The organism is Ruegeria sp. BI12 (assembly GCF_056537985.1).
In genome coordinates this window covers 1248561-1266214 of the sequence record NZ_JBQFSL010000001.1, presented here as the reverse complement: position 1 = coordinate 1266214, position 17654 = coordinate 1248561, and the positions used below count along the sequence as shown (strand labels likewise).

The 17654-nt window shown below is 55.0% G+C and carries 16 protein-coding genes and 3 tRNA genes; 12 read left to right on the top strand and 7 right to left on the bottom strand.

Features of this window, described 5'->3' with window-relative positions; genetic code table 11:
* Positions 1-13: 13 nt before the first annotated feature.
* Both gltX and gltA read left to right on the top strand, forming a co-directional pair.
* Positions 14-1414, top strand: coding sequence for a glutamate--tRNA ligase (gltX, locus tag ACR0AK_RS06525; RefSeq protein ID WP_480793642.1), 1401 nt, complete (start codon positions 14-16; stop codon positions 1412-1414).
* A 121-nt stretch (positions 1415-1535) separates the two neighbouring features.
* The gene (gene gltA / locus ACR0AK_RS06520; RefSeq protein WP_170557118.1) at positions 1536-2831 is read left to right on the top strand and encodes a citrate synthase; all 1296 of its coding nucleotides are present in this window, start codon (positions 1536-1538) and stop codon (positions 2829-2831) included.
* 54 nt (positions 2832-2885) lie between these two features.
* On the opposite strand, the gene ACR0AK_RS06515 is transcribed toward gltA, so the two are convergent.
* Complete coding sequence (locus ACR0AK_RS06515; protein ID WP_480792764.1) at positions 2886-3950, bottom strand: PA0069 family radical SAM protein; 1065 nt, start codon at positions 3948-3950, stop codon at positions 2886-2888.
* A 299-nt stretch (positions 3951-4249) separates the two neighbouring features.
* On the opposite strand from ACR0AK_RS06515, the gene ACR0AK_RS06510 reads away from it, so the two are divergent.
* The 3 genes from ACR0AK_RS06510 (at position 4250) to ACR0AK_RS06500 (ending at position 6871) form a co-directional block, all read left to right on the top strand.
* Positions 4250-4948 carry a corrinoid protein gene (locus tag ACR0AK_RS06510; protein ID WP_170557115.1) on the top strand — a complete coding sequence of 233 codons (699 nt, stop codon included), beginning with the start codon at positions 4250-4252 and terminating at the stop codon, positions 4946-4948.
* Between the two features lie 144 nt (positions 4949-5092).
* Entirely contained in the window at positions 5093-6127 is a 1035-nt protein-coding gene (locus ACR0AK_RS06505) for a Hint domain-containing protein (protein WP_480792763.1), read from the top strand.
* A 75-nt stretch (positions 6128-6202) separates the two neighbouring features.
* Positions 6203-6871, top strand: coding sequence for a DUF1638 domain-containing protein (locus tag ACR0AK_RS06500; RefSeq protein ID WP_170557111.1), 669 nt, complete (start codon positions 6203-6205; stop codon positions 6869-6871).
* A 3-nt stretch (positions 6872-6874) separates the two neighbouring features.
* Here the strand turns inward: ACR0AK_RS06500 and ACR0AK_RS06495 are convergent, their stop codons facing one another.
* Positions 6875-7285: a SufE family protein gene (locus tag ACR0AK_RS06495; protein ID WP_170557109.1), complete on the bottom strand. Its 411-nt coding sequence runs from the start codon at positions 7283-7285 to the stop codon at positions 6875-6877.
* Between the two features lie 139 nt (positions 7286-7424).
* Here ACR0AK_RS06495 and ACR0AK_RS06490 point away from each other — a divergent pair, with 139 nt between their 5' ends.
* Positions 7425-7949: a hypothetical protein gene (locus ACR0AK_RS06490; protein ID WP_170557107.1), complete on the top strand. Its 525-nt coding sequence runs from the start codon at positions 7425-7427 to the stop codon at positions 7947-7949.
* 6 nt (positions 7950-7955) lie between these two features.
* Here ACR0AK_RS06490 and rnd read toward each other — a convergent pair whose 3' ends face one another.
* The 3 genes from rnd to purM form a co-directional block, all read right to left on the bottom strand.
* Positions 7956-9113, bottom strand: coding sequence for a ribonuclease D (gene rnd / locus ACR0AK_RS06485; RefSeq protein WP_170557105.1), 1158 nt, complete (start codon positions 9111-9113; stop codon positions 7956-7958).
* Positions 9114-9229: 116 nt separating this feature from the next.
* Positions 9230-9826: a phosphoribosylglycinamide formyltransferase gene (gene purN / locus ACR0AK_RS06480; RefSeq protein WP_170557104.1), complete on the bottom strand. Its 597-nt coding sequence runs from the start codon at positions 9824-9826 to the stop codon at positions 9230-9232.
* On the bottom strand, positions 9823-10869 hold the full coding sequence (purM, locus tag ACR0AK_RS06475; protein ID WP_480792762.1) for a phosphoribosylformylglycinamidine cyclo-ligase: 1047 nt from the start codon (positions 10867-10869) through the stop codon (positions 9823-9825). Before purM ends, purN begins: the two co-directional genes overlap by 4 nt.
* 107 nt (positions 10870-10976) lie before the next feature.
* Here purM and ACR0AK_RS06470 point away from each other — a divergent pair.
* Positions 10977-11053 (top strand) — tRNA-Ile (locus tag ACR0AK_RS06470).
* 908 nt (positions 11054-11961) lie between these two features.
* Here ACR0AK_RS06470 and ACR0AK_RS06465 read toward each other — a convergent pair.
* The gene (locus ACR0AK_RS06465; protein WP_058271760.1) at positions 11962-12222 is read right to left on the bottom strand and encodes a hypothetical protein; all 261 of its coding nucleotides are present in this window, start codon (positions 12220-12222) and stop codon (positions 11962-11964) included.
* A gap of 111 nt (positions 12223-12333) precedes the next feature.
* The gene (locus ACR0AK_RS06460; RefSeq protein ID WP_480792761.1) at positions 12334-13653 is read right to left on the bottom strand and encodes an ATP-binding protein; all 1320 of its coding nucleotides are present in this window, start codon (positions 13651-13653) and stop codon (positions 12334-12336) included.
* Between the two features lie 44 nt (positions 13654-13697).
* Here ACR0AK_RS06460 and ACR0AK_RS06455 point away from each other — a divergent pair, with 44 nt between their 5' ends.
* The 5 genes from ACR0AK_RS06455 (at position 13698) to ACR0AK_RS06435 (ending at position 17612) form a co-directional block, all read left to right on the top strand.
* Positions 13698-14612 carry an MBL fold metallo-hydrolase gene (locus ACR0AK_RS06455; protein WP_480792760.1) on the top strand — a complete coding sequence of 305 codons (915 nt, stop codon included), beginning with the start codon at positions 13698-13700 and terminating at the stop codon, positions 14610-14612.
* A gap of 76 nt (positions 14613-14688) precedes the next feature.
* Positions 14689-14763: transfer RNA gene (locus ACR0AK_RS06450), tRNA-Asn, on the top strand.
* 452 nt (positions 14764-15215) lie between these two features.
* A complete protein-coding gene (locus ACR0AK_RS06445; RefSeq protein WP_480792759.1) occupies positions 15216-16241 on the top strand; it encodes a hypothetical protein in 1026 nt (341 codons plus the stop codon).
* A 403-nt stretch (positions 16242-16644) separates the two neighbouring features.
* Complete coding sequence (locus ACR0AK_RS06440) at positions 16645-17262, top strand: hypothetical protein (protein ID WP_480792758.1); 618 nt, start codon at positions 16645-16647, stop codon at positions 17260-17262.
* 275 nt (positions 17263-17537) lie between these two features.
* Positions 17538-17612: transfer RNA gene (locus ACR0AK_RS06435), tRNA-Asn, on the top strand.
* Positions 17613-17654: the final 42 nt, after the last annotated feature.

Below are 17654 nucleotides of genomic sequence, written 5' to 3'. Positions count from 1 at the left end.
GTTAATCCACAAAATGTCCGATCAGGTCGTCACTCGTTTCGCTCCGTCCCCAACCGGCTTTCTGCATATCGGCGGGGCACGCACCGCACTGTTCAACTGGCTTTATGCACGTGGACGTGGTGGCAAGTTCCTGTTGCGGATCGAAGACACCGACCGCGAGCGTTCTACCCCAGAAGCAACGGCTGCGATCCTGCAAGGCATGGAGTGGCTGGGGCTGGATCACGACGGCGATGTGATCAGCCAGTTCGACGGTGCCGCACGTCACGCCGAGGTAGCACATCAGTTGCTGGCTGAGGGCAAGGCGTACAAGTGCTTTTCAACTCAGGACGAGATTACGGCCTTCCGCGAACAGGCCCGGGCCGAAGGGAAGTCGACCCTGTTCCGAAGCCCTTGGCGGGATGCTGACGAGTCCTCTCATCCAGACGCCCCATTCGCGATCCGCATCAAAGCGCCTCAGGATGGTACAACCGTGATCCGCGATCAGGTTCAGGGCGACGTCACCATTCGCAATGATCAACTGGATGACATGATCCTGCTTCGTTCCGACGGAACTCCGGTCTACATGCTCGCGGTTGTAGTTGACGACCACGACATGGGTGTAACCCATGTGATCCGAGGCGACGACCACCTAAACAATGCTGCGCGACAGATGATGATCTATGAGGCGATGGGGTGGGACATCCCTGTCTGGGCGCATATTCCGTTGATCCACGGGCCGGATGGAAAAAAGCTGTCCAAACGCCACGGCGCTTTGGGCGCTCAGGAATATCAGGCGATGGGCTATCCCGCCGCAGGTATGCGCAACTATCTGGCGCGTTTGGGCTGGAGCCACGGCGATGATGAATTCTTTACTGACGCGCAGGCCAAAGAGTGGTTCGACCTTGATGGAATCGGCAAAAGCCCTGCCCGTTTCGACCTGAAAAAGCTGGAAAATCTGTGCGGGCAGCATATCGCAATCGCGGATGATGCTGCATTGCGGCAAGAGATTGAAGCCTATCTGGCTGCGGCCAAATTGCCAGACCTGACGGAAACACAATCAGGTGATCTGGAACGTGCGATGTATTGCCTCAAGGATCGCGCGCGGATGTTCCCGGAACTTCTTGAAAAGGCTCATTTTGTGCTTACGTCGCGCCCAATTGAGCCGGATGAAAAGGCTGCAAAAGCACTGGCCTCAGTATCCGATGGTATACTGAATGAATTGACGCCGCACGTGCAAAATGCTAGCTGGACGCGAGACGAACTGGAGCAAACCTTAAATTCGTTTGCAGAAGCGAAAGAGGTTAAGTTCGGCAAACTGGCGGGTCCGTTGCGGGCCGTGTTGGCAGGTCGGGCAGTGACGCCTTCAGTTTTTGACATGATGCTTGTGCTGGGGAAGGAAGAAACCCTGGCCAGGCTTTCTGACGCAGCGACGTAAACCCAAGCTTCATTCTTGGGTAACGCTGCTCCGCTAACACCCGGACTGCGCGCCTGCGCGCAGCCGTTGCCCGCAAGGTCGGACAGCGATTCGACATGCGTAAGAATGAGGAAGGGACACTATGACCGACAGCAATAAATCAGCCACTCTGACAGTCCATGGTGAAACGTACGAGTTGCCAGTTTATTCTCCGACCGCAGGACCTGACGTCATCGATATCCGAAAGCTGTACAGCGATGCCGGCGTGTTCACCTACGATCCCGGTTTTACATCGACTGCAAGCTGTGACAGCACCATCACCTATATTGACGGTGAAAAAGGCGAACTGTTGCACCGCGGTTATCCGATCGACCAACTGGCGGGAAAATCGCACTTCCTCGAAGTGTGCTATCTGCTTTTGTACGGAGAGCTGCCGGTCGCCAAAGACCTTGAGCAGTTCGAAACCACTATCACCCGCCACACCATGCTGCACGAGCAGATGCAGTATTTCTATCGCGGTTTCCGTCGGGATGCGCACCCGATGGCAATCATGGTGGGCGTGGTTGGCGCAATGTCGGCCTTCTATCATGACTCCACCGATGTTTCGGACCCGCATCAGCGCGAGGTCGCATCGCACCGTCTGATCGCCAAGATGCCAACCATCGCAGCCTGGGCATACAAGTACCACATCGGCCAGCCTTTCGTTTACCCGCGCAACGATCTGGACTACGCGTCGAACTTCCTGCGTATGTGCTTTGCAGTGCCGGCCGAAGAATATGAGGTCAATCCGATCCTCAGCCGCGCGATGGACCGGATTCTGACATTGCACGCGGACCACGAACAGAATGCTTCGACCTCAACTGTGCGTCTGGCGTCATCCTCGGGCGCAAACCCGTTCGCGTGTATCGCGGCTGGTGTTGCTTGCCTTTGGGGCCCTGCTCATGGCGGTGCGAACCAAGCATGTTTGGAAATGCTGGAAGAGATCGGTTCCGTCGATCGCATTCCGGAGTACATCGACCGCGCCAAGGACAAGAACGATCCGTTCCGCCTGATGGGCTTTGGCCACCGTGTCTACAAGAACTTCGACCCGCGCGCGACAGTTATGAAGCAATCGGCCGACGAAGTTCTGGACCTGCTTGGCGTTGAGAATAATCCCAAGCTGCAGGTTGCCAAGGCGCTGGAGAAGCAGGCGCTGGAAGATCCGTACTTTGCCGAGAAGAAACTGTTCCCGAACGTGGACTTCTACTCGGGCATCATCCTCGAAGCGATGGGCTTCCCAACCTCAATGTTCACACCGATCTTTGCGCTGTCGCGCACCGTTGGCTGGGTCAGCCAGTGGAAAGAGATGATCGCAGATCCTCAGAACAAAATCGGTCGCCCGCGCCAACTGTATCTGGGCGAAACGAACCGCGATTACGTGGACATCGAAAACCGCTGATTACCGGTCATAAATTCGAAACGCCTCGGACCTCTGTCCGGGGCATTTTTCGTTTCAGAAAAGGGTCAATTGGTCTCCTGCCTGCGCTGGCCTGGAAAACAGGTCACACCGTAACGGTGCTGTTTTTGTGGCTAGCCCCAACCGTTTGACTGCCAATGCAAACCGCTTGGCAACTATCCCTGCATACTCGCCCTCACCCCGCATGCGGTGCCCCCAGCGCGGGTCGTAGTCACGACCGCCATGCATCTCGCGGAGCTTGGACATGACTTTTTCGGCCCGCGCCGGTTCATGCTGCTGCAACCAGGATTGCCACAGTTCAGAAACCTCACGTGGAAGGCGCAACATGATCCAGCTTGCGGAATCAGCGCCCGCGTCATGCCCGGCTTCCAGAAGGGATTCCAATTCATGATCCGTCAGGCCCGGTATCAGCGGAGATGTCATGACGCGTACCGGTACTCCCGCATCGGTCAACCGCCGAATCGTCGCCAGCCGTCTCAACGGCGATGGCGCGCGCGGTTCCATCCGCCGGGACAGGCCCGGGTCCAAAGTGGTCAACGAAAGACCGACCCGAACAAGCCCAAGCTGCGCCATTTGGGCAAGGATATCCAAGTCCCGCTCAATCATCGTGCCTTTGGTCACTATTGCGACCGGGTGCTGAAACTGCTGCAGGACCTGTAAGCATTCCCTTGTGATGCGATGTCCTTTTTCGATCGGCTGATAGGGGTCGGTGTTTGTCCCCATCGCAACGGTCGCAACTTTGTACCGCGCCGAGGACAATTCTTTCCTTAGAACCTCTGCCGCATTAGGACGAGCGATCAATCGCGTTTCAAAATCCAACCCCGGCGATAGCCCCAGATAGGCATGTGTTGGACGGGCAAAGCAATAAACACAACCGTGTTCGCATCCTCGATAGGGGTTAATCGAGCGGTCGAACGGCAGATCGGGCGATCGGTTATAGGTGATAATACTGCGCGCGGTTTCTTCCCTCACCTCGGTTCTAAGTGTGGGAAACTCCTCATCCATCTCCCAGCCATCGTCGCAGGGTTCGGTCGCAAAACGTTCGAACCTGCCTGCTTCATTGCTGGCTACGCCGCGGGCTTTTATGTTGGCTGCAGACATTTTTGTTCCCGTTACGTTCTTATTCAGAAGTCAATAAACCCTGAATGTCCTTGCGACAAGGAAAACCAATCATACCGCTCCATCGGCACGCGAATGCGGCCACCGTTTTTTCCCCGATTGTGAACAAACTGCAGGATGTTGTTGCAGAAAATTCCATCGTGATGGCAAACAATTTGACGTATAGGTCGGTCCCGGAACCGACGAGGTCGCAATCGTCACAGTCTAACTGCGACGAAATGGCCAAAACGGAAAAAATGCCACCACGGGCCGATGGCCCGCCCAGCACAGGGAAATGCCCCATGTCCGATGAAGAAGACATCGTCCTGTCCGAACTCAACGACGACGAACTTGTTGAACAGATGTTCGACGATCTTTATGACGGCCTGAAAGAAGAGATCGAGGAAGGTGTGAACATCCTGCTAGAGCGAGGATGGACACCGTATGACATTCTGACCAAAGCTCTGGTCGGTGGCATGACCATCGTTGGCCACGACTTCCGCGACGGTATCCTGTTCGTGCCCGAGGTTCTGTTGGCTGCTAACGCCATGAAGGGCGGCATGACGATCCTTAAACCACTGCTGGCCGAGACGGGCGCGCCGCGCGTTGGCAAGATGGTTATTGGCACTGTGAAGGGCGACATCCACGACATCGGTAAGAACCTGGTGTCGATGATGATGGAAGGCGCCGGCTTTGAGGTCGTGGATATCGGTATCAACAACCCGGTCGAAAACTACCTGGAAGCACTAGAAACCGAACAGCCTGACATTTTGGGCATGTCGGCCCTGCTGACCACAACGATGCCCTACATGAAAGTCGTCATCGACACATTGGTCGAACAGGGGCTGCGGGAAGAATACATCGTACTGGTCGGCGGCGCCCCTCTGAACGAGGAATTCGGCAAAGCCATCGGCGCAGACGCCTATTGTCGTGACGCCGCGGTGGCCGTGGAAACAGCCAAAGACTTTGTTTCGCGCAAGCACAATCAACTAGCTGGCTGAATAAGCCGCATTACTGTCCAAGAAAGGCCGTCCCCCGGGGACGGCCTTTTTCTTGCAGCAAAAACGCCAATGTTCAAAAAACAGTCTTTACAACTTCTCAAGAGTTTACTTAGTAAAAAGTGTTAATTTAGTTCCGAGGTTCCAGTGCCCACCACATTTACTGCCATTTCGCTTGGCGTACTTGCCGACATTGACACTATAGAAGGCAACAACACAGCCGAGAACGCTTCTGCTTTAGTCGGATTAACATTCGGTGGACCAGGCGATGCGCTTCTAGCTGATGCTGTCACATGGAGTCCGGTAACCTTGTTCGGCGGTGTCTATGACATGGACAACTCGCCGACAGAGCAGTTTTCGATTGATGGCGGCCCTGCTCAGACCTTTGATGGCACCTCGATCTACAACGCGACGATTACCTTTATCGATGGGACGACCGCCGACATAACAGCGGTCGTAGCTCAGGACATCAACGGTAATACGTACTTAATGCCTGAATTCTCGGATAACACCGACCAGGCAACACTCGAATCCGGCCCGATCCAATCAATCACTTTCAACAGTTTGAGTGGGAATACCTTTACCGGCCTTACCGGTGACCGGGAAACATGGGATCTTGTCCCCTGCTTTACGACGGGGACAATGATTGAAACAGCGAAGGGTCGTATCGCCGTCGAAGACCTGCGCGCCGGCGACAAAGTTCGAACACTGGATCACGGGCTGCAAACGCTGCGATGGGTCGGCAATCGAACGGTTCGCGCGTCCGGTGCTTTTGCTCCGGTTTTGATCAAATCCGGGGCGCTTAGTAACGAGCGTGATCTGCTTGTCTCGCAACAACACAGGATGCTGATCAGCGACTGGCGTGTTGAACTGCATACGGGCCACGCCGAGGCGCTGGCCCCTGCTAAGCACCTGGTCAACGGCCGCGATATCGTGATGCGACCCGGCGGGCTTGTGACTTATTACCACCTGATGTTCGATCAGCACGAATTGATCTGGGGCGAAGGCTGCCTGAGTGAAAGCTTTCACCCCGGAATCCAAGCGTGGAACAGTTTTGAGGACGTCACCAGACAAGAAATCCTGTCGCTGTTCCCCGAATTGGCAAGCTACGGTATCGCCGCGTATGGACCCCCTGCTCGTCCGTCGCTTCAATCCTTTGAAACGCGTGCGTCGGTGGCCTGACACGGGATGTCGGAACCGGGCTTGCCTTGATCCGGTATTCATTCTTTGATGCTGCAATCCTTCAGGGACGCAACTATGCAGCAGAACAACATACCGGATGATGCAAGCCTAACATCACAAGGCTATACCGAAGACTCTCGACAGGGCGGCATTCTGCTATTGGCCTGTGGCGCGCTGGCGCGTGAAATATTGCATCTCAAAAAACGCAATGGCTGGGATCATATGACCCTGACTTGCCTGCCTGCAATACTGCACGTTCACCCTGAACGGATCACACAGGCCGTCGAAGAAGCCGTTGCCAAACACCGCAGCGATTTTGACCAGATCTTTGTCGTCTATGCCGATTGTGGCACCGGCGGGCTATTGCAGAAAGCCTGCCATGATATGGGCATCGAGATGATCAAGGGCCCGCACTGTTACTCTTTCTTTGAAGGGAATCAGGCCTTTGAGGATCACGGGGACGATGAAACAACTGCCTTCTACCTGACCGATTTTCTGGCCCGTCAGTTCGACGCCTTTGTATGGAAACCACTGGGTCTGGACCGTCACCCCCAGCTGCGGGACATGTATTTCGGGAACTACACCAAGCTTGTGTATCAAGCCCAGACGGACGACCCGGATTTAACGGCACGCGCACAAGAATGCGCCGACCGGATGGGGTTGGCGTTTGAGCGGCGTTTTACCGGCTATGGTGATCTTGAATCGACTCTGACTGAATGGGCCACCCGCAAACCGACAACCTGATCGTCAGGCGTTTTCCTGCGCGACCTCACGGATACGTTCGATCATCGACCGCAGGCCATTGGACCGTTGTGCCGACAGGTGATCGTTCAACCCAAGGCGCGCCAACTCGCCCCCGGCATCGACCTTAGGAACCTCGGCGACGGGCAATCCGTTGTACAAAGACCGCAGCACCGCAATCAGCCCGCGCACGATCAACGCGTCGCTATCGCCGTCGAAACGGAAAACGTCGCCCTCGATCGTGGGCTGCAGCCACACCTGACTGGCACACCCATGCACCTTTGTGGCGGGCACTTTGAACGCATCGTCCAGCGGCTCCATCGCTTTGCCCTGATCTATGACATGGCGATACCGGTCTTCCCAGTCATCCAGAAACTCGAAATCCTCGACGATTTCCTCAAAGGCGGGCGTTGCCATTTCGGTGTGGTCCTTTTTGTTGCGATCACAATTGTGACCTATGCCTCCGTTGGGCACCTGTCCAGCCCCGGTGTGGGTTTTCAAAGTTCGGATTTTGCGATAACCCATTGCTCAAATTACTTCTCTGGGCTTTGGGACCATGAAAAAATCAACACCTCTTCTATTGGTTAGCACTCTGGCACTGGCCGCCTGCAGCGGCTGGAGCGAGTCGCGGGTGAATCCGACCAATTGGTTCGGGTCCAGTACACCCGCCCCTGTCGAGGTGTCCGCAAACGATGCCGATGCTCTGGTGCCAGAGGGCCGCGACGGTCCCGGACTGTTTTCACGGCCCGAGAAAGAAGTGATCGGTTTTGCCATAACCAAGGTTGACGAGCTGCGCATCGATCCGACAGCTACCGGGGCAATCGTCTATGCCAAAGGTACGGCCGCCAGACAGGGGGCTTATAACGCGCGTCTTGTCCGCGTGGAAAGCGCCGAGAACGAACAGAACGGCATTCTGGAATACACGTTCGAAGTCAGCTACCCGAGTTACGCCACAAACCTGGGCACCGAAAGATCCCGCGAAGTGAATGACGCCACAACAGTTGGCCGGGACGAGCTGCGAAACATTCGCCTGGTTCGCGTTCGTGGTGAACAGAATGCGCTGGAATCCCGGCGGCGTTAATCGCCGCTAGAGCGACACAACCTTTACGGATTGCCCCTTGGCGGCCAGAGCGATCTTGCCGTCACACAGTTTCAGGGCATCCTCGCCAAATACCTCAAAACGCCATCCTGACATCGAAGGCAGTTCACGCTCGCCTGCGGCCAACTGGTCCAGTTCGGAACTGGTTGCGATCAGTTTTGCCGCTACGCCCGAACTTTCGGTTTTTGACTTGAGCAGTACACGCAGCAGATCGGCCAGCGCCGGATTGACTTTCAGCTTGTCACGGCTGTTGTCGACCTGCGGCAATTGATCAGCCGGGCAACTTACACCCCGCTTCACGGCCGTCAGAATACCATCCGCGATCGCGCCTTTACGCGCCTCGCGCAACAGCAGGCGCGATCCGCCAAGATCCGAAGGCGTTTTGGGCTTGGTCGAGGCAAGCTCGATCAGGGCGTCATCTTTGAATACCCGGCTGCGCGGAACATTGTTTTCCTGCGCGTAAGCTTCGCGAAATTGTGCCAGCTCGCGTACCACAGCCAAAAACTTGGCTGAATTTGTCCGCGTCTTAACTCGTTTCCACGCATCTTCGGGACGGATATTGTAGGTTCCGGGTTGCGTCAGGGTGCGTAACTCTTCGGACACCCAATGGCTGCGCTGCGACTTGTTCAACTCGGCTGCCAGATATTCATAGATTTGCCGCAAATGTGTAACATCGGCCAACGCATATGTCTTTTGCGCATCCGTCAGCGGCCGCCGTGACCAGTCGGTAAACCGCGAGGTCTTGTCGACACCCTGTTTGCAGATCTTGCGTACCAGCGTCTCGTAACCGACCTGCTCACCAAAACCACACACCATTGCGGCGACTTGAGTGTCGAACAAAGGCTGCGGGAAAACGGATGCCTCAACCCAAAAAATCTCAAGATCCTGACGCGCGGCGTGGAACACTTTGACCACGCTTTCATCGCGGAACAGGTCATAAAGCGGGTCCAGCGACAAGCCATCGGCTAACGGGTCGACCAGAACGGCGCTGTCCTCATTGGCGGATGGAACTGCAAGCTGCACCAAACAGAGTTTCGAATAGTAAGTCCGTTCGCGCAGAAACTCGGTGTCTACGGTGACATAGTCGTATTCCGCCGCGGCCTTGCAGAAATCGGCCAGCTCTTGCGTCGTTGTCAGGGTTTTCATGCGCGGTGCTGTTCTTGCTCTTGTTCTGTGTGGCTGATTATCTGTTTCGGTCCGTACCCAGCCGTATTGCGGACCATAGGCTGAATTTGACGCGCGTGTAAATCATCCTGAGACGTTCAGGGCAGCAACACCGGAGTCCGGTCCCCACTGGCGTAACGGCGCAACACTGCAGGGTAGAGTTTGTGTTCCCACACCAACACCCGGGCTGCCAAATCTTCGGGCGTATCGCCTGCTTCAATGCTTACCCGCGCCTGCCCAAGGATCGGACCGTCGTCCAAAGCCGCAGTGACCTCATGAACTGAACATCCATGTGCGGCGTCCCCGGCTTCGATGGCACGTGAATGGGTATTGAGACCTTTGTATTTCGGCAGCAGTGAGGGATGAATATTCAACATCCGTCCCTGGAAACGGGACACGAAATCGCCTGTCAGAACACGCATGAAGCCAGCCAAACAAACGATATCAGGTTGCGCCGCTAGAAGCGGCTTCAGTAGCTCGGCCTCGAACGCTTCGCGGTCGCCCTTGAACGGGCGATGATCCACCGACGCAGTCGGGATTCCGCGTTCTGCCGCCTTTGTCAGGCCACCGGCATTTGCGTCGTTGGACAAAACCAGACAGGGTCGCGCCGGATGATCGCCGGTCATGCTGTCGACCAACGAAACCATGTTCGATCCACCGCCCGAGATCAGAATTGCGACGCGCTTGCTGCTCACAACAAGGTGCCCGAATAGGCCATTCCTGCGGTCCCGGTTACGGTCCCGAGGCGTGCAACCGTCTCGCCCGCATCCGCTAGCAACGCTGCCAGATCATCCGCGCGATCCGCATCGCACACAACGATCATGCCAATGCCGCAGTTGAACGTCTTCAGCATCTCTGCCTCAACGATTCCACCGGTTTCGGCCATCCAACGGAAGACGGGCGGCAGGTTCCAGGCGTTCAGGTCAATCTCGGCGCCCTGCCCCTCGGGAAGCACACGCGGCAGATTTTCCGTCAGACCACCACCGGTGATATGGGCCAGCGCATGAACACCTCCTGCCCGGATCGCCTGCAACGCCGGCTTAACGTACAAACGCGTAGGTGTCAGCAGCGCTTCACCCAGCGACCCTTCGCTGAACGGAGAGGCCGCATCCCAGCCCAGCCCCGAAATCTCGACCAGTTTGCGGACCAGCGAATAGCCGTTGGAATGCACGCCGTTCGACGCCAGCCCCAAAAGCACGTCGCCTTCCTGAACACCAGTCGGCAGATGCGTACCACGCTCCATCGCGCCGACCGAGAACCCGGCCAGATCGAAATCGCCATCCGGGTACATGCCAGGCATTTCCGCGGTTTCACCACCGATCAGAGCGCATCCGGATTGAACACAGCCTTCGGCAATGCCTTCGATAATCCGCGCGGCCGTTTCGGTATCCAGCTTGCCGGTTGCAAAATAATCCAGGAAAAACAGAGGCTCAGCACCCTGACAGATAAGATCGTTGACGCACATGGCGACTAGGTCGATGCCCACACCGTCGACAACACCGGTATCAATGGCAATGCGCAGCTTGGTACCCACCCCATCGGTGGCCCCAACCAGAATCGGGTCCTGATATCCGGCATCCTTTAGATCGAACAAAGCGCCAAAGCCGCCCAGCCCGCTCATTACTCCCGACCGGTTGGTGCGTTTTGCGGCCGGCTTGATCCGGTCGACAAGAGCATTCCCCGCATCAATATCAACGCCTGCATCGGCATAGGTGATTCCGTTCTTGCCCGTCGTCATGGCCAGTCCCTTATGTATGGTTCCCGCGCGAGTTATTCGATTGTGCGACTTGTTGCAACGGTCAGGCTTGACGCGGCTGTTCACCGTGGTACTCAAAGCGCTCAGGCGGGCCTGTAGCTCAATTGGTTAGAGCAGAGCGCTCATAACGCTTTGGTTGCGGGTTCAAGTCCTGCCGGGCCTACCACCGTCTACTTATTCATTGCTATCAGTTCCAGATGCTTGCCAGACCGGCGAAGCATGATGTTTTTACAGTCCTGCCCAAACATAGGATGGATTCTTCTCGATCTGCAGGATCAGCCCATAGCTCTAAGCCTTGTGCAAGCTCCTAGAGGGCGTAGTCTCCGCTCAAGCGGAAGTGCCGTTTAGTGTATTCAGGAGTAGATGGCACACACGGATACTATACTTTTGGATACATCACCTACTCGAATGAGTTTTTTGCTATCCCATTGCTATGTAGCGATGCTTGCACCTTCATGTTTCGATGATCTTGCACGTCCCATACATGTGCATCCCAGCCTCCGACCAGCACCCAGCCGGAGGAAATTAACCGGCTTCGCGACCCTTCCGCTCACTCGGACCGCGAAGCTGGTTTTTTTTGTGCAGTTTTCGGTACCGAAAAAACGCTTTCAAAGCCAAAGCGCACCGGCAGAACCTCCATATGAAGTTTACCTTGGAGATTCTCCGAAATATCCACCAAAATATCCAACCATTGCACCCAAAACGCCAACTACGATGACAATCGAGATCAATGCACCACTGCTTTTTGAGTAATATCCAAGCGTCAGGAGCCCCACGACAAATATACCAACCAAGAAATACAATACAGTGTTGTCCATACCTAACCCTTTGCCGCAAAAGACGTTCTGTAACGTTACGATAGAAACGCGCCTCAAGTCTAATGGGCGAGTTACACAGCATTCGACGCTGGGGTAAGCACTCGTCCCCGCTCGAAAAAACCCGCGTTGTTCGGAGGGAAACCGTTACAAACAACGCGGGAGGCAATTGGGGAAGTGAAGGCGATACGGAGCGGGTCAAGAAATGGACCAAAAAAACCCCGGGTAAAGCCGTTCGATTTAATATGAGGCGGTATCTTTACGCTTCAGGATCTGTCGCTTCAGCCTTTTGGAACACTGCCAAGGTGACAAACAACCCGCCGATCAGCAGCAAATGGCCCAACGCGGTTACACCGAAAACAAAATAGCTGCCAACCATCAGCGAGAAAATTGCGCTCCACATCCACGCTAACATCTGCATCAGCATATGTGCTGTGGATAGTGAGTATTTCTTTAGTGGGTTTTTCGTTTCATCCATTACCGATACCCACGATGATTTCACGTCGAAACTATTGGTCATGACTTCCTCCCATTCTAACAAGTTGTACGGGGTGATCGGTGCTTTGGACCAAAAAATGCACGCGCGCCATTGTGGCTGAGACACAAAACGTGAGTTCAGAGGCCGCCGACTTTACCGTCCGATGATGATATCCGCACAAAGCCCGCCAAGCCGGTCGCTTTTGCCAAGCCGCAGTACGCCGCCATGTGCGCGAGCGATATCCGATACGATCGCTAAGCCAAGGCCAACGCCACTGCCCTGATTCTGGTTGCGAGCGGGATCAAGACGCGAGAACGGTTTGACGGCGTCGGTTCGTTGTTCCACCGGAATTCCCGGCCCATCATCTTCGACCCGGATGCGCATAGTTTTTGGCGTCAGGGACAGGCTGACTTCGGCACGGTTGCCATAGCGCACCGCATTGCCAATCAGGTTTTCGACTGCGCGGCGAATGGCCGTGGGGCGCAGCATTGCGGTTCCTTCACCCTCGACCGAGACCAATTCGGCCTTATGACCCGCCCTACGCGCATCGTCGACGATCTGACGCAGCAACGCCGCAGGCTCGACCGCTTCGGCGGGACCTTCAGCGGCACCGCGGGAGAAATCAAGGAACGCATCCAGCAGCAATTGCATTTCATCCACATCCTGCTGCATCGGTGCCGCTTCATCCTCGGGCAACATGGACAGACCCAGCTTAAGACGGGTCAGCGGCGTTCTAAGATCGTGACTTACACCCGACAGCATCATCGTGCGCTGTTCCATCTGACGCTCGATTCTTGCCCGCATTTCCAAAAACGCACTGCCAGCTGCGCGCACTTCTATCGCCCCTCCCGGCGAATATGGCACCACTCTGCCCCGGCCAAATGCCTGCGCGGCATCCGCAAGCCGGGTAATGGGCCGGAGCTGGTTACGCATATAAAGGAATGAGATCGACGTCATAACGACCGCAAAGAACACCATAGTTACAATCAGCTGATGCGGTGCTGCGGGCGAAAGGCGACGACGGTCCAGAGTCAGCTGTAATGTCCCCAGATCGGTTTCCAGATACAGCCGTGCTTCATCACCCGAAGGCAACGCCACAGCCACCAGATCTGGCAGCCCCGCGCGTAGATTGGATTCGACCTGTGGCGCTATGAAATCGTACCACCGACGTTTGTCGATCATGGCGTCTTGGTCGCCGTTGACAAAGCGGGCTTTCATGTCCAGTGCTGACATATCCGGGCGTATCGCAGCCAGCGCCTGCTGCTGAGTCTCGGCAGTTTCCATCGTTTCAAGAACCAACGTCACTTCGCGCGTCGCCGTTTCGGTCATCTGCGCAGTCACGTCCTCAAGATGCTTTTGCAAAAAGGCGATCCCGACCACCAAAAGCAGCACGATAACCGGAAGAACCAGAATCAGTGCTGCTCGGGCATAAAGGCTGCGCGGCATATAGTGTTTGAGCCATCGACTGGACATGCGCTAAACCTAACGGGCTGATCCGCCAAGAGAAAGAGCTCAGAATGCAGGTGCCCGACGATTTCAACCCGCCACCAGGTCAGGTAACCGAATTACAAACTGGCCTTCGGCGGATTCTGGCACCAAACCCGTCTCCGATGACTTATCGCGGTACGAATACGTATCTATTGGGAGAGCGCGATCTGGCGGTCATCGACCCCGGCCCCCTGAACGACGCGCATCTTGAGGCGATTCTGAACGCCATGCAGCCGGGTCAACGGATAAGCCACATCATCGTCACCCACAGCCATCTCGACCACTCGCCGCTTGCGGCACCTTTGGCAGAACGGACCGGTGCGCCGATTTTGGCCTTTGGCGGGCCACAAGCCGGACGCAGTGCAGTTATGACCGAACTGGCGCAACAAGGCCTGGTCGGCGGCGGTGAAGGGATAGACACCGCGTTTCATCCGGATATCGAACTGGCGGATGGCGAGATGATCGAGGGTGAAGACTGGCAGCTTGAGACCATCCATACACCCGGTCATCTGGGAAACCATATCGCCCTTGGCTGGGGCAATGTCTGCTTTACAGCCGATCACGTCATGGGGTGGGCCAGTTCGCTGGTCTCCCCTCCGGACGGGGATCTGACGGATTTCATGCAAGCCTGCCACAGGTTGCGCACGCGGGACTGGTCCGTGTTTCACGCCGGCCACGGTGCACCGATAACCGATCCTGGCGAACGTTTGGACTGGCTGATAAATCACCGCCTCACGCGCGAAGCTCAGATACTGGCGGCGCTTGCGGATCAGCCCGGAACCGCCCGCCAACTTGCCGAGCGTATTTACACCGATACGCCTATCGCGCTGCTGCCAGCTGCTGAGCGTAACGTGTTTGCGCATCTAATTGATCTATATGGTAAATCAAAAGTCTCCACACCTGATGCGCTATCGGGAAATGCCAATTTTTTCAGAACTGCGTGACTTGTCCAAATTTTTTTCTGTTTGATGCAGTTCCCCTCTGGACGGGCAAAAAACGGATTGTTATACGCCCCTCAGTTCCGGCGTAGCTCAGCGGTAGAGCAGTTGACTGTTAATCAATTGGTCGTAGGTTCGATCCCTACCGCCGGAGCCAAAATTTACCAATATAAAACAATGACTTACGATGAAATAATCACATAGTGATTATTGCATGTATAGTCTCGTTGCCACGAAATTGCCAGGAATCGGCTGGCAATGAAATGGCAACGAAGTGGCAACGACTCCTTCTGCGCGACAGAGTGAATCTCGTAACTCGTTGATATTATTTTGTTTTTCAGCAACTCAACTCTAAGACCAATTGATTCTTTGTGAATTAGCCATAGAAAGCGTAGTTGCTGAAGCTCCGGGCTACTTCGCCGTTAGTCTTGAATGGCAGAGACTTTTCGAAGCAGGCCGGGATGTTAGCGCTTTGCAGACTTGAGCTTTTACAAGTCATCAGATCATATGCGGCTCACCGATATTACCGGTTTGCTCGTTTTGAGTTTGAACTCCCGGAACAGACAGTAGGATCAGATGGAAGAACTTTTCCGCACACTTCGCCATCGAATGAATTGGACGAACGCAAAGAAAATTTTAAAGGCCAACGGCATCGCCACAAGTCACGGTTGGGATAGCACTCTTAAGAAAATCAGTGCCTCAGGTCAGCAGGTCGACCACGGCAGGCTGGAAGACGCATTGGTTGAACACCTGCTGTGCGGAGAGAAGTTCACGAAACTTTATGCGGTCGATCCCGCGCTGCGCACAGCCATTCAGAACAAGTTAGTAAGCGCTGAAATCTCTGATGCGCCGGCTACCAGAAGCTACCCTTACCTGATGCCCGATGAAGAGCTGGCGGAAGGCACCGGGGACATGGCCGTTGTCCGGGTCGAGAACAATGAAGATGGTGTTGGGCTCATGCTATCCTCTGTATTCTGGGTGAAAACGCGCGAAGAAATCGCCTTTCAAGAATTTGATGACCCCTCCGGCATGAAGGCTCGATACGAAGAGGTTGTTGGGTTGAAGCGACAGCCTGTTCAGATGTTCCATGTGATCTGGATGCCCCATGACCGCGACTTCTTAGAGGTTCGTGTGGATTATCCTCGCGGAACTCCCGAAGCCGACGTGCATGGGTTGCACTCGGTCCTCAAGACAATGGTCAACAATTGGGGAGTGGTGAATCTCGACAAAGCTGCGAACCTCTTCCCGGCGGTGCGTCCCTTCTACGAAGACGCGACAGAAGGCACCGTTACCCAAATGACGTTCCAAACCACAACTGGTGGCATCAAAGACGAGAAGATGCCGCGCCGACGAGCCGACTCTGATCAGCGAACGGAAGCCTACCACGTAGCGGGCAAAGGTGCGGTAAAAGCCATCGCGATCTACCGCATTACCGTAGAGTGGGGTTTCCACGAAGACGGGGTGACCTACAACCCTTCATTAATTTTGTCCGCATCTGGGCCTGCGGGTAACGGTACGGGTGGAAGCCCAATCATATCAGGTGCACAGATCAACAACTGCGTGCGAGCAACTGACTACGAGTTTGTAATCGACCGCCTTGGAAAAAAGGCTAAACTGGAAACCGATAGCGTGTAATAGTGGCGACATGAGTATAGGGGAATTCAGAGACCGCTTAGCCGCCTCAAGGCTTTCGGCAGACATGCGGTCAGCGTGTCTGGCGGTCACGGATATCCTTTCAGAGCTTAGAGCAGGCGATGGCGCACACTTAGGCCTACCCTTCTTCTATGAGCGCCTCGACAGCGAATTGCATCGACAACTGTTGTTGCCGGCATTGAGCATCTTGGCTTCACGTGAGAGTGCAATACTTGAAATTCATGGGTACCTCGATGACGCCGAAGATGGACAGCTCCATCTATCTACAGAGGAATTTCGGGATATGATGGAGAGCGGTGTTCTTGCTCATCCAATATCTGGCGAACTTGTGGATGAGCCCCTGAGTCATGTGCGCATGTTCTACTCACTAAAGGCTGGTTAGTAGATGCCTGCAGCAGACATGCGCGTGTCAGACTATCTGGGGTTTTTTGGCGGAAGCGCAGGTGGGCGCGCCGTACGATGGCAGCTCGCTGAAACGCATGAAGAACGCCTCAAGATTCTGGAAGAAGCTTTGGCGTTTTGTTTCACACGATTGGTCGATACGCGCGGCATGGAAGAGAACCGAAGCGAAGATGAGTTGACGATGCGCATCGCCGATATGCTTGAGTCCGGCGGCATTTCCGCGACTCATGACCGGCATGTGAATGGCCACTGCGATCTCATCGTCGAGCACAACAGCTTCATGTGGTTGGGCGAGGCAAAGGTTCACAAAGACTACGGTTGGCTTGAGGATGGCTACCACCAGCTATCTCGTCGATACGGAACCGCAATGCTTGGACGAGATCACGGTGAACTGATAATCTATCATCGGAGGGGAGATTCAAAAGCTGTTCTGACCGAATGGAAAGAGCGTCTAACGACTGCTCATTCTGATGTGAAAGTCACTGAAGATATCAAGGACTCCAACTTGAGTTTCCGAACGAGCCATACGTGTCCCAATTCAGGATGTGATTTTTTCGTCCGTCACAGCATCGTCCCCTTGATGCACGCGCCGATTAAGTAGCACTACCGTTATGAATCACTGCGTGGAGTGCTCCGTTCAAGCGGTCTTCTCCCCATAAAACCATCGACCTTCCAATCGGAAACGTCGTTGCGGGGGTTGTCGTCGCTGCAACGAAAGTTTCGGACAGCAACTGATGATTTCGGGCCTTCGCATGTACGGCTTTAACAGTCTTTTTAGGTACTTACCGGAAAAGTTTTAAGAGCCTAAACTTTCCCTCTTAAAATTGTTTTTTGTGTCTGGACCTCCAGTTCATGTGTTGATAGATCGCCCTCAGTTCCGGCGTAGCTCAGAGGTAGAGCAAGCGACTGTTAATCGCTGGGTCGTAGGTTCGATCCCTACCGCCGGAGCCAAAATCAACTCAGTTCTGCGTGAGAATTTTGGACATGCCGAAA